Below are 13191 nucleotides of genomic sequence, written 5' to 3'. Positions count from 1 at the left end.
AGTTAATGCGATAAATTAAAATTATACTTATAGGATATATAAAGGAGTGTTTAATATGAAAAGAAAACTTAAATTACTAATAGTTGCAATGGTTGCAATGCTTGCTTCTGTTATTTTAGCTGGATGTGCAAATAAGAATGCAACAGATAATTCTTTAAATGATATAAAAAATAAAAAAGAACTAATAGTTGGTCTTGATGATAATTTTCCTCCTATGGGATTCAGAGGTAGTAATGGTGAAATTGTAGGTTTTGATATTGATATGGCAAAAGAAGTAGGCAAAAGATTAGGCGTTAAAGTAACCTTTAAGCCTGTAGAATGGGACGGAATTATATTAAGTTTAAATAATAAAGATATTGATGTTATTTGGAACGGATTAACAATAACTGATAAAAGAAAAGAACAAATAGGTTTTTCTAAAGTATACCTTCAGAATAAACAAATAATTATTGTAAGTAACAAATCAAGTATTTCTAAAAAAAGTGGTTTAAGTGATAAAAACGTGGGACTACAATTAGGTAGTAGTAGTGAAACCGCACTTGCTAAGGATACAGTGCTTACTAAATCACTAAAACAAATTAAAAAATATTCAAACAACACAGAGGCTTTATTAGATTTAAACGCTGGGCGTATAGACGCTGTTATAGTTGATGAAGTAGTTGGAAGATATTATGTTAGCAAAAAACCTGGTGATTATAAAGTACTTGATGAAAATCTAGGTGTAGAAGATTATGGAGTAGGTTTAAGAAAAACTGATACTAGTCTTATAACTGAAGTAGATAAACTGCTCGGCGAAATAAAAAGTGATGGAACAGCCAACACTATATCAAAAAAATGGTTTGGTAAAGATATAATATATAAATAACTAGTGACTATAACAAGTAACTACTCAAACATTACTTTTAAGAAATGTTTGAGTAGTTATTATAACGATTATGAATTTTTTTAAAAGGAGTGTTTTACTTGACTAATCTTATAGACTCTACAACTTATATTTTACAAGGAAGCATATTTACAATTGAGTTGTATATCGCAACAATTATTTTAAGCATACCCCTCGGAATAATAGGTGCACTAATTAAAGTATCCAGTATAAAAATACTTAATAAAATTGTGGATATTTACACTTGGCTTTTTCGCGGAACGCCTTTACTTCTTCAACTTTTTTTCACATATTTTGGACTACCTATTATAGGCATTAGGTTTACTCCTTTTACTGCCGCAGTTCTTACCTTTTCTTTAAATTACGGAGCTTATTTTACAGAAATATTCAGATCCGGTATTCAATCTATAGATAAAGGACAATATGAGGCCTCCAAAGTTTTAGGCATGAGTTATAGACAAACTATGTCAAAAATAATATTACCACAAGCCTTTAAACGAATAATTCCTCCTACTTGTAATGAGGGAATAACTCTAATAAAAGATACGGCTTTAGTAGCTGCAATCGGTTTACAAGACATACTTCGCGCTGCTAGAGAAATCGTAACTAGAGATTTTACAATAACTCCTTTTTTTATTGCTGCAATAATATATTTAATATTTACTTCACTTATTGTTATGGCATTTAAAAAACTAGAAAAAAAGTATTCAGTCTACGAATAAATATAATTATGTTAAATGAAGGAAGGTGTTACTATGGATTTACTAAAGATATCTAAAATAAATAAAAGTTATGATAAAAATCAGGTTTTAAAGAATGTATCCTTTAATCTAAAAAAAGGCGAAGTAATATCAATTATTGGTCCTTCTGGATCTGGTAAAAGCACTCTTCTTAGATGTATAAGTGGACTTGAGCATATGGATATTGGTCTTATTGAATTTAATGGAGCAACCATTGCAGAAGCGAAGAAGAAATTTAATAACATAGAAACAATAAATGCATATAAGAAAATAGGTATGGTTTTTCAAAACTTTAATTTATTCCCACATAAAACCGTTCTCGAAAATATAATACAAGCTCCTATGATAGTTAATAAAATAGATAAGAAAGCGGCCACTGACATTGCAACGAAATTACTTATCAAAGTAGATTTGCTCGACAAGATTAATTCTTATCCCTGTACACTATCAGGTGGACAAAAGCAGAGAATTGCTATTGCCAGGTGCCTTGCAATGAATCCTGAATTAATCTTATTTGATGAACCGACTTCTGCATTAGACCCTAGACTAGTAAGTGAAGTATTAAAAGTCATCAGGGATCTCGCAATGGAAAAAATCTCACTCCTAGTAGTTACACATGAGATGCAATTTGCAAGAGAAATATCGGATAAAATTATTTTTATGGAAAATGGGGAAATATTAGAAAACTCCACACCTGAACTGTTATTTTCAAATCCCAAACACGCAAGAATAAAACAATTTTTAAATTTGTCATAAATAGCGATATAAAAAAACAAAGGAGTTTAATTAATTAAACTCCTTTGTTTTTTGCTAAATTATACTAATAACGTTCAATTCCCGGGAAATATACTTTTATCATTACCGTATTGCATCCTTTATACGACAAATCAAGATTTTCGCCTTTTATATTTTACTACTTATTGTAGAATTTTATTGGCTATGATGAATTGAAATTTAATTTAGCACCTTTTTATCCTTATATTTGGAATAGTTGGAATAGTTAATTCCACTATCTTATAATATAAATGTATCTTTTAATCATAGCTTTTGATATAATATTAGATAATATAATTGATGCTTGTGGCTTAATTAGAATTTTGGATTCTTTGTATTGAACAAATATTTATAAACACATCAATATTTAATGTAATATAGAAAGGATGATTAAATAAAAATGCCTTATTATTTAACAAGTTCTATGAATTTGGGATTGGATCAGTTTTTTATAGCTCTTTCAAAATCATCAGACCCTTCTTTCCAGATTTTGATTACCTTACTTGGTTTTGTTATATTATATCTACTCAATAACAAGTTGGAAGCTATTTGCTGTGTATTTAATATTGGTGTTACTGGTTTTATTAACTTGGTACTCAAGAACACGATAAAAAGATCTAGACCCATCGGTATAAAATTAGTTGAAGCTCATGGTTATAGTTTCCCTAGTGGCCATTCTTCTATATCTACAGCTATTGGCATTGTTCTTATTTACTTTATACTTAAACGAATTAAGAATAAGAAAATTGCTTATCTAATAAGTGGTGTTATACTTACATATCTAATTCTCGTAGGAATTAGTAGAGTATATGTGGGTGCTCATTATCCAACAGACGTTCTTGGTGGATGGTTTATTGCTATAGTATGGTCTTTTATTTCTATAACTGCTTATAAATATTGTGTGCGCAAAGGCGTGGGTAAATATTTAGATAAACATTTTACTATCAAACTTAATAAATCAAAAGATAAATCAAAAGATAAATTTAAATCTATGTAAACTAAATAAATACTACAAAATAATAAAATGCCTATGTAAATTAATTTACATAGGCATTTTTTTTTATATTATTTATCTAAACCCTTAGCTATAACTTCTTTAATTTCTGTTTTTATATGCTCTGCTCTTGTTCCAAATATTGCTTGAATACTGTCACCAACTTCAAGCACACCAGCAGCTCCTAATTTCTTAAGTTCTGCTTTATTCACATTTTTAGCATCCTTAACACTTACACGTAAACGAGTAATGCAAGCATCTAAATTTGTAATATTTTCTTTTCCACCTAGTGCTACTAATACCGCTATTGCATGTTCTTGAACATTAAGATTTGTTTGTGCATTACTTTTATCTTCTTCCTCCTCTACTTCACGACCGGGAGTTTTAAGATTCCATTTTCTTATAGCAAAACGGAAACCGAAGTAATAAAGAGCTGCAAATACTAATCCTACAGGGATTACTAACCACCAAGCTGTTCTATTTGGAATTACTCCAAATAGTAAGTAATCTATAAGTCCCCCTGAAAAAGTCATTCCTATTTTAACATTTAAAAGTTGCATTGTCATAAAGGATAATCCTGCGAATACACAGTGAATTCCGAACAATATTGGCGCTACAAATAAGAATGAGAACTCAATCGGTTCTGTAATTCCTGTTAAGAAAGAAGTTAAAGCTGCAGATCCCATAATACCAGCTATTAGCACCTTTTTTTCAGGTCTTGCTTCATGAATAATTGCAAGTGCTGCTGCTGGAAGCCCGAACATCATAAATGGGAATTTACCTGTCATAAATGTTCCTGCTGTAAATGGTACACCATCTTTTAACTGAGCCATAAATATAGCTTGATCTCCGTTTACTAATTGACCAGATTTGTTTATATACTCACCAAATTGATACCAAAATGGATTATAGAAAATGTGATGTAATCCAAATGGGATCATTGATCTTTCTATTACTCCAAATACAAAGGCTGCTAGCGTTGGGTTAGCCTCAATCATATTTTTCGAAAAAACAGTTAACCCATGTTGGATTGGAGGCCATATGAAACTCAATGCAATACCTGCTCCAATTGCAGCTACTGCTGTAATGATAGGTACAAATCTCTTACCTGAAAAGAATCCTAAATAAGAAGGTAATTCAATGTTATAATATTTTTTATACAATTGCGCTGCTATTATACCTATTATAATACCGCCAAATACTCCTGTTTGAAGTGTTGGAATACCTAATATTTCTTTAAACTCCGGATGTGCATGACCTAATGTTAACTCGTGAGTAACTCCAGCAACAACACCTAAAGTTTTGCTCATTATTAAGAACCCAACTATTGCTGCAAGTCCTGCAACCCCTTCACCATCGGCTAAACCTACTGCTACTCCTACTGCAAATAATAGCGCAAGGTTACTAAAAATAACATCACCAGACTGTTCCATAATTTTAGCTACTAATTGGATCCAATCAGCATTAAATATTGGAGCGCTTGCTAAAAACTGTGCACTTTGAAACATATTACCGAATGCAAGCAATATTCCTGCAGCTGGTAATAGTGCTACTGGTAGCATTAAAGATTTTCCTACCTTTTGTAAAATACCAAAAGCTTTTTTCATTTATATTCCCCTCTCTTTTTTTAACATATTAGCAAAAATAAAAGGCACAAGCAAAGTCATAATTATAGCTTCACGTAAATGTGGCTATATTATTATAATGACTTATGCTCATGCCTGATTATCTCAGTAACACGCTAATTTAACTATAAAATTTTTTTCATTGTAAACTATTACACAATATTTTAACTAATAATAGTATGTATACACATACTATCTACATGATATCATCTATTATTACTTTTTTCAACATTTTTTTCGAAATATTTTTTATTTTTTAATAACACTATTACTTTATTAAGCTATTATATTTTTTCTAATTAAAAGTAAGCTAACAAAGTGATAAATCATCTTGTTAGCTTACTTTTAACAATCACATATTTAGTTTTTTTATACTATTCGTTATTTAACTGTATTTCCCTTTTGATTCTTTTTCTGAGTTTTATCTTTTGTATCCTTTGAACCTGATCTTTTTTCTGTACCTTTTTTAGCCATGTTAATCACCCCTTCAATGTGTATTTCATTTATTATTATTTACATTTTATTTGATTTAATACACATGATCGATTGATTAACATGAATATGTTTATTTATAAATTTCCATGTCGGTTATAGCCTTCTCGACCAATTTATCAATATCTAAAACTGATTCAGACTTAATTATCTCAATTAACCTTGGTTTTGTTTTCGGATGTTTGGGAACAAAAATTGTGCAACAATCTTCATAAGGTAGAATTGAAGTTTCATAGGTATCTATTTTTCTTGAAACATCTATAATATCTACTTTATCCATAGCAATCAAAGGTCTAAACACTGGCCTATCAGAAACATCATCACTTACTATAAGCCCTTCCATAGTCTGACTAGCTACTTGTCCTATGCTTTCTCCAGTTGTTACTGAGTTTACACCATATTTTTCGGCAAGTGCACATGCAAGTCTCATCATAAATCTTCTCATTATTATTGTTAATTCATCTTCTCTGCACTTTTCTATAATTTGCATTTGAATTTCAGTAAAAGGTACTACATATAGTGTTAGTTTTCCAGTATATTCTTTTAGTATGTTTGTTAATTGTTTTACCTTATCCTTTGCCCTCTCACTAGTATATGGGTGGCTATGATAATAAACTGCACTTAGTTCTACACCACGTCTTGCCATCATATAACCTGCAACTGGGGAATCTATACCTCCTGATAACATAAGCATAGTACTGCCATTCATGCCATAAGGTAAACCACCTACTGCCTTTATTCTTTTAGCATATATGTATGCCATGTTTCTTATTTCAACATTAATTGTACACTCTGGCTTATGAACATCTACACTTACCTCTGTATTGTTTTGTAATATATAAGACCCCGCTTTTCTGCTTACCTCCATAGAACCTGGGCTAAAATTCTTATTTGCTCTGTTTGTTTCTACTTTAAAAGTTTTAGCGGAAGTCTCTTGTAACTCCAAAAGTGCTTGCTTTACAATGTTATCCAATGAGGCTTCAACCTGTGTAACTACGCATACTTCCATTACACCAAATACATTTTTAACCTTTTCTATAATTTGTTCCATTTGCTCGGAATATATAAACCATCGTCCAAGGTCTTCAACGAATTCATAATTTAAGTCTTTGATTACATTTTTTATATTGTCTTTAAGTTTTTTTTCAAATTTACCTCTGTTGAGACCTTTTAAAAATATTTCAGGTGCAAATTTTACAAGTATTACTTTTCTCATTTTTTGACACTCCTCTGCTTCTTATAAAAACTTACCAATTATCTTTTGTTAAGCTTTCTTAAAAATTTTAGTGATTTATTTAATTCGATTATAACATAGTCTACTTCATCTTTATTATTGTATTCAGAAAAACTAAACCTTATAGTTCCATTTTGCTGCTCTAGTGTTCTACCAAGTGAGTTTAATATTTCACTGCTTTTATGATTTTTAGATGAACATGCGGATCCAGTAGACACATATATTCCTTTTTGCTCAAGGGAATGAAGAAGAACTTCCCCTTTTACTCCAATAAATGAAACGCTTAAAATATAAGGCGTAAAATCAGCTTCTAATGGACTATTAATTATAACATCATTAACCTTTGCCAGTTCCTTTATAAAATATTCCTTAACTTCTAATACTTTATTAAAATTTTCATTTTGATTTTTACATATAATCCGCGAAGCCGTCTCAAATCCCACTATACCTGCAAGATTTTCTGTACCAGATCGTAAATTTCTTTCTTGACCTCCACCACTTATTAGGCTAATTGGAATAAGTCCCTTCCTTATATATGCAAATCCAACTCCACGAGGTCCATGAATTTTATGTGCACTAGTAGATAGCAAGTCTATTTTACATTTTTGTACATCAATTGGTATTTTCCCATAACTTTGTACTGCGTCTACATGAAACTTAGCCCTACTACTTTTCTCTTTAATTAATTTCCCTATAAGCTCAATGTCCTGCACTACCCCTATTTCATTATTAACGTGCATTACACTAACTACTTGAGTGTCCTTAGTTATACTGTCTATAATCCCTTTTATATCAATCCTACCATTCTCATCTACATCTATATAAGTTACTTTTATTCCTGAATCCTCGAGAGCCTTAAAAGTGTTAAGTATACTTGGATGTTCTATTTTTGTAGTTATTATATTTGAAGAGATTTTAGCGAAGCCTTTTATAAGGAAGTTATTACTTTCACTACCACCTGATGTAAATATTATTTCCTCACTACTAGCATTTATACTCCTAGCAATATTTAACCGCATCTCTCTAAGTTTTTGCTCTGCCTTAAACCCTAAAATATGAGCTGAAGATGGGTTACCATAATAATTTTTCATAGTACTACTTACATCCCCAATAACTTCATCATAAGGCATGGTAGTTGCGCTGTTATCTAAATATATTTCCATGTTTTTATCTCTCTCCTCTTATATAATCCACTAAATACCTTCATTAATTCTTAGTGTTTTACTCTGCTTTATCTAATTATAAATATGTATATTATCAATGTCAATGGATATAAAAGAAAGTATATGCTACTTTTTTCACAAGGACTAAAGTATGGAAATTCTATATCCTTTTGAGGTCATGTGATTTTATGCTATATAAAAAAATTAAATATTATATGATTTGGTAACTATAGTTACGGATAAATTATTCCTTCTGCACTATAATAATCTCATAAGCTTGAAGTGCTTAGTTAGGTTAATACAATTTAAGCAAAAACAATGTGTATATAACTATATGAAAATATAAAATAAGAACAAAATTTAGGAGGAATAATATATGAGTATGTTTTGTTATCAATGTCAAGAAGCAGCCGGTGGAAAAGGTTGCACAGTTAAGGGTGTTTGCGGTAAAACTTCAGATTTAGCAGAAACTCAGGATTTACTAATATTTATCACAAAAGGTATATCAGTTTATAGTATAAGGGCCAGAAAATTAGGGGTTGTAAATAAAGACGTAGACAACTTTATAATGGAAAGCTTATTTTCAACTATAACTAATGCAAATTTTGATAAAAAAGTATTTATTCAAAGAATTAAATTAGGATTACAATTAAGAGACACTATAAAGAAACAATATATTTCAGCTGGTGGTTCCCTTGATATCCCAAGAGACGCTAGCAATTGGCTTGAAAAAGTAATGAGCATCCTAGGCACTAAGTATACTGTAGAGGAAGCTTTACCTGAAGCTGCTACATGGTTTGCTGACACTGTAGATGCCTTTTCAGAAAAAGCATCTACAGTAGGGGTACTTTCTACAAAGGATGAAGACATTAGATCTTTAAGAGAATTATTAGTTTATGGTATAAAGGGAATTGCAGCTTATCTTGCTCATGCTTTTAACTTAGGTTATAGCGAAGAAAATATTCATGGTTTTATGCAAAAGGGCTTAGCAGCTACACTTGATAACAATTTAGACGCAAATGACTTAGTAGCATTAGTACTTGAATGTGGTAAATTTGGTGTGGATGCTATGGCATTACTCGATAAAGCAAATACTACGAGCTATGGTAATCCTGAAATGACTAAAGTTAATATAGGAGTTAAAAATAGACCTGGTATATTAATAAGTGGACATGATTTAAAAGACATGGAAGAATTATTAAAGCAAACAGAAGGCAGCGGAGTAGATGTATACACTCATAGTGAAATGCTACCTGCAAACTATTACCCAGCATTTAAGAAATATTCGCATCTTGTTGGAAATTACGGAAATGCTTGGTGGAAGCAAAATGAAGAATTTGAAAGTTTTAACGGAGTTATACTAATGACAACGAACTGCATAGTTCCTCCAAAAGCTTCTTATAAGGACAGGCTTTATACTACAGGCGTTACTGGTTTCTCTGGAGTTAAACATATTCCAGAGGGCAAAAACGGAATGCCAAAAGATTATTCTGCTTTAATTGCAAAAGCTAAAAAATGTAAAGCACCTAAAGAAATAGAAAAAGGTGAGATCATAGGTGGATTTGCTCATAATCAAGTAATTGCTCTAGCAGATAAAGTAGTTGAAGCAGTTAAATCAGGAGCAATTAAAAGATTTTTCGTTATGGCCGGCTGTGACGGACGTATGAAAAGCCGCGATTACTATACTGATTTTGCAAAAGAATTACCAAAAGATACTGTAATTCTAACCGCTGGTTGTGCAAAGTATAAATATAATAAACTTGATTTAGGTGATATTGCTGGAATTCCAAGAGTACTCGATGCTGGGCAATGCAATGACTCATATTCACTAGTAGTTATAGCCCTTAAATTAAAAGAAGTTTTTGAACTTGATGATATTAATGAATTGCCAATTTCATATAATATAGCATGGTATGAACAAAAAGCTGTAATAGTTCTACTCGCACTACTTCATCTAGGGGTAAAAAATATTCATTTAGGACCAACTCTACCTGCTTTCTTATCTCCAAATGTAGCTAAAATCCTAATAGATAACTTTGGAATTGCTGGCATATCAAACGTAGATGATGACATAAAAATGTTTATGACTAATTAGTCTATCTTAATAAATTAATTCAGTAAATGACGAGAATACATTGTGTATTCTCGTCGTTTTTTTAGGTTAATACCTATTTCTATGGTAAAATAAACTGTTACAACATGTAAATTGACAACTAATATTTGTGTAATCCTACATAATTTATAAATTTGTTTAAGGAAGTGATAACCATGATAAATATTAGCAAGAAAAAGAGTATGCTGGCTGATATATCTTTGCTCTTCGTTGCAGTTATTTGGGGTGGAGGTTATATAGCTGTAAAAGGTGCTTTGGATAGCTTCTCTCCTTTTTATATAATGGCAATGCGGTTTGGTATATCTGTAATAATTATGCTATTTGTTTTCAGAAAAAAGATTAAACGTATTACAAAATATGACCTTAAGGTTGGATCAGTGGTTGGCCTTCTCCTATTTCTAGGCTTTGCAGCTCAAACTGTTGGTATGAAATATACGACTGCTAGTAAAAATGCTTTCCTAACTGGAACTAATGTAGTTATAGTTCCCTTTCTCTATTGGATAATTAGCAAGAAAAAGCCGGATGCATTCTCATTAATATCTGCCTTTATGTGTTTCATTGGTATAGGGATGTTAACCTTAGATGGGGGTATACATATTGGACTAGGAGACAGTTTAACGCTTTTATGTTCAGTATTTTTTGCAGCTCATATAGTTTCTGTTGAGTATTTCATTAAAAAATCAGATGCAATATTACTCGTAATAATCCAATTAGGTGCGGCCGGAGTTTTCTCAATTATAGCTGCTCTAATTTATGAACCAATCCCACATTCATTAAATTCAAATACAATATTTGCAATTCTTTATTTAGGTATTTTTAGTACTATGATTGCATTTATAATACAAAATTTAGCTCAAAAGTACACTACCTCTACCCATGCGGCTATTATTTTATGTCTGGAATCGGTATTTGGTTCTATTTTTTCTGTTACAATACTACATGAAGTATTTACATATAAAATGATTTTAGGATGTTTGACTATACTACTTGCAATTATAACAACAGAAACTAAATGGAACTTTTTAAGAACTAAAAAATTAACGACAGATAGAAAATTATGAATTAAATTAATTATGATGTTATAGTATATATATAATTAAAACTAGATAAGAGGCGACAATCGTGAAATGGATACGAAAAGATGTATTTAATTTAGCAATTCCAATAGTAACAGAACAATTATTTGTTATATCTTTAGGTATGATAAATACTATGATGGCTGGGCATATAGGGAAAGAAGCAGTTTCTGCGATTGGAATGGTGGATTCCATAAATAATATATTTATAGCATTCTTTTCTGCCCTTGCAATAGGAGGTATGGTTGTTGTAGCTCAATTCGTTGGTCAAGGAAATATAAAAAAAGCTAACGCGGCTATGCAACAAGCGCTTTTTTCTGGACTTATAATTACTTTCATCCTAACTATTATGATGTTTCTATTAAAGGGTCCTATAATTGCTGCACTTTTTGGCTCAGCAGAACCTGAAGTAATAAGAAATGCTCATACATATTTAGGCATAACCTTACTTACTTATCCTTTAATAACTATAGATTTAGTTGCAAATGGACTTCTGCGTGGCGCTGGAGATACAAAAACGCCTATGAAAATCAGTATCTTTATGAACATCATAAATGTAAGTTTAACGTACACTTTTATAAATATATTAGGTATGGGAATAGTAGGAGCAGCACTTGGAATCGCAATTGCAAGAGTTAGTGGCGGCATAATTATATTAATAGTTCTTATACGTGGTTCAAAGATTTTAAAACTTACAAATATAAAGAAATTCAAGTTTGATAAATCATTATTAAAGCTTGTATTTGGTATTGGAGTCCCTGCGAGTGTAGAGTCCTTGGTCTTCAATGGTGGAAAGTTAATCACTCAAGTTTTTATAGTAAATATGGGAACTATAGCAATTGCATCAAACGCTATTGCGGGTTCCATTGCTACTATGCTTAATGTACCTGGAAATTCATTATGTATTGCAGCAACTGCTCTTGTTGGAAAATATATGGGGAAAGGTGACAGTCTTGAGGCTGAGAAATCACTATCCTATATTACAAAGCTTTCAACTATTGCTTTAGCTATAATAGCTGTAATATTTATACCATTTGCTACAAATGTTGCCTCACTATTTACAACTAATAAAGAAATAATTCATTTAGCTTCTATTGTACTTATAGTAAATTCTGCATGCATTCCATTATGGTCGATATCATTTGTGCTACCAGCGGGTCTTAAAGGAGCAGGAGATGTAAAATACACACTAGTAACTGCAATAATAGGGATGTGGCTTTTTAGAATTACATTAGGTTATCTACTAGGAGTTGTGTTGCATTTTGGGCTTGTTGGCGTATGGATAGGTATGATTGTAGATTGGGTAGTTCGTGGTTCCCTTTATGTTATAAGATTCAGAAAAGGAAAATGGAAATTTAAAACAGTAATTAAAATGGCAACAACCCCTAATTAAGTAAATGTTTTCATAAGATATTAATAGATTATACATCATTAAATCTATAAGACATGTTATAATGAAGTTGAACGACAACTGACAAACTAAAATAAAAATCTTTAAAGGATGGGTAAACTATGAACATAGCTTTTTTTCTTACTCCTAAAAATGAAGTTGTTTATGAAAAACCGAATTCTACTATGAGACAAGCACTAGAACGAATGGAGTACCACAGGTATTCATCTGTACCCTTAGTAAATGAAACAGGTATTTATGTAGGTACTTTAACTGAAGGTGATTTATTATGGAAATTAAAGAATACTCCTAATTTAAGTTTTAATGATACAAATAAAATTATAATTCAAGATATCCCAAGGCATATATCTAACAAAGCAGTATTAATTAGTTCAGATATTGAGAGCTTAATATCCTTGGCAAAGGATCAAAACTTTGTTCCTGTTGTAGATGACAATGGTGTTTTTATAGGGATAATTAAAAGAAGTGATATAATCACTTATTGTTACAATCTATTATACGAACACAATGAGTTAAAAAATTCAAATAAATAACATTATAATAAATATATAAAAACAAAGCACCTCCACTAGCTATGAACTGAACCCCATACAGCGTACACAAAATAGCAAGCACTATCATAGAATATCTTTAAATTAAGCAATCTGACATCGTTTTTCATATGGTGTCAGTTTTGTTTTTAGTTG

At 31.0% G+C, this 13191-nt stretch carries 11 protein-coding genes; 8 read left to right on the top strand and 3 right to left on the bottom strand.

Going from position 1 to position 13191, the window contains the following annotated elements:
• The first annotated feature begins 55 nt into the window (after positions 1-55).
• From LGK95_RS09275 to LGK95_RS09260, 4 genes are all read left to right on the top strand, one after another.
• Positions 56-865: an amino acid ABC transporter substrate-binding protein gene (locus tag LGK95_RS09275; protein WP_226124351.1), complete on the top strand. Its 810-nt coding sequence runs from the start codon at positions 56-58 to the stop codon at positions 863-865.
• 98 nt (positions 866-963) lie between these two features.
• Complete coding sequence (locus LGK95_RS09270) at positions 964-1605, top strand: amino acid ABC transporter permease (protein WP_226124349.1); 642 nt, start codon at positions 964-966, stop codon at positions 1603-1605.
• Between the two features lie 33 nt (positions 1606-1638).
• Entirely contained in the window at positions 1639-2379 is a 741-nt protein-coding gene (locus LGK95_RS09265) for an amino acid ABC transporter ATP-binding protein (RefSeq protein WP_226124347.1), read from the top strand.
• A gap of 442 nt (positions 2380-2821) precedes the next feature.
• On the top strand, positions 2822-3394 hold the full coding sequence (locus LGK95_RS09260) for a phosphatase PAP2 family protein (protein WP_226124345.1): 573 nt from the start codon (positions 2822-2824) through the stop codon (positions 3392-3394).
• A gap of 68 nt (positions 3395-3462) precedes the next feature.
• Here the strand turns inward: LGK95_RS09260 and ptsG are convergent, their stop codons facing one another.
• From ptsG to LGK95_RS09245, 3 genes are all read right to left on the bottom strand, one after another.
• Positions 3463-4998 carry a glucose-specific PTS transporter subunit IIBC gene (gene ptsG, locus LGK95_RS09255; protein ID WP_319001912.1) on the bottom strand — a complete coding sequence of 512 codons (1536 nt, stop codon included), beginning with the start codon at positions 4996-4998 and terminating at the stop codon, positions 3463-3465.
• A 583-nt stretch (positions 4999-5581) separates the two neighbouring features.
• The gene (thiI, locus tag LGK95_RS09250; protein WP_226124343.1) at positions 5582-6724 is read right to left on the bottom strand and encodes a tRNA uracil 4-sulfurtransferase ThiI; all 1143 of its coding nucleotides are present in this window, start codon (positions 6722-6724) and stop codon (positions 5582-5584) included.
• Between the two features lie 38 nt (positions 6725-6762).
• On the bottom strand, positions 6763-7905 hold the full coding sequence (locus tag LGK95_RS09245) for a cysteine desulfurase family protein (protein WP_226124342.1): 1143 nt from the start codon (positions 7903-7905) through the stop codon (positions 6763-6765).
• A gap of 376 nt (positions 7906-8281) precedes the next feature.
• Here LGK95_RS09245 and hcp point away from each other — a divergent pair, with 376 nt between their 5' ends.
• The 4 genes from hcp to LGK95_RS09225 all read left to right on the top strand — a co-directional run bounded on the left by hcp (position 8282) and on the right by LGK95_RS09225 (position 13038).
• Positions 8282-10000, top strand: a complete 1719-nt coding sequence (gene hcp, locus LGK95_RS09240; RefSeq protein ID WP_226124340.1) for a hydroxylamine reductase — start codon at positions 8282-8284, stop codon at positions 9998-10000.
• Between the two features lie 173 nt (positions 10001-10173).
• Positions 10174-11079 (top strand): DMT family transporter, encoded by a 906-nt coding sequence (locus LGK95_RS09235; protein WP_226124339.1) that lies wholly within the window; start codon positions 10174-10176, stop codon positions 11077-11079.
• Positions 11080-11140: 61 nt separating this feature from the next.
• Positions 11141-12487: an MATE family efflux transporter gene (locus tag LGK95_RS09230; protein WP_226124338.1), complete on the top strand. Its 1347-nt coding sequence runs from the start codon at positions 11141-11143 to the stop codon at positions 12485-12487.
• A 119-nt stretch (positions 12488-12606) separates the two neighbouring features.
• Entirely contained in the window at positions 12607-13038 is a 432-nt protein-coding gene (locus LGK95_RS09225; protein WP_226124337.1) for a CBS domain-containing protein, read from the top strand.
• The last annotated feature ends 153 nt before the right edge of the window (positions 13039-13191 follow it).

This window comes from Clostridium algoriphilum (assembly GCF_020443705.1).
Taxonomy (GTDB): Bacteria; Bacillota; Clostridia; order Clostridiales; family Clostridiaceae; genus Clostridium_AD; species Clostridium_AD algoriphilum.
The sequence above is the reverse complement of the archived record's forward strand: the minus strand, read 5'-3'. Positions and strand labels throughout refer to the sequence as shown.

What these genes read in the sequence shown, in the direction of transcription:
- LGK95_RS09260 (WP_226124345.1), top strand. Translation starts at nt 2,822, where the DNA reads ATGAATTTGGGATTGGATCAGTTTTTTATAGCTCTTTCAAAATCATCA.
- ptsG (WP_319001912.1), bottom strand. Translation starts at nt 4,998, where the DNA reads ATGAAAAAAGCTTTTGGTATTTTACAAAAGGTAGGAAAATCTTTAATG.
- LGK95_RS09275 (WP_226124351.1), top strand. Translation starts at nt 56, where the DNA reads ATGAAAAGAAAACTTAAATTACTAATAGTTGCAATGGTTGCAATGCTT.
- LGK95_RS09235 (WP_226124339.1), top strand. Translation starts at nt 10,174, where the DNA reads ATGATAAATATTAGCAAGAAAAAGAGTATGCTGGCTGATATATCTTTG.
- LGK95_RS09245 (WP_226124342.1), bottom strand. Translation starts at nt 7,905, where the DNA reads ATGGAAATATATTTAGATAACAGCGCAACTACCATGCCTTATGATGAA.
- LGK95_RS09225 (WP_226124337.1), top strand. Translation starts at nt 12,607, where the DNA reads ATGAACATAGCTTTTTTTCTTACTCCTAAAAATGAAGTTGTTTATGAA.
- LGK95_RS09265 (WP_226124347.1), top strand. Translation starts at nt 1,639, where the DNA reads ATGGATTTACTAAAGATATCTAAAATAAATAAAAGTTATGATAAAAAT.
- thiI (WP_226124343.1), bottom strand. Translation starts at nt 6,724, where the DNA reads ATGAGAAAAGTAATACTTGTAAAATTTGCACCTGAAATATTTTTAAAA.
- hcp (WP_226124340.1), top strand. Translation starts at nt 8,282, where the DNA reads ATGAGTATGTTTTGTTATCAATGTCAAGAAGCAGCCGGTGGAAAAGGT.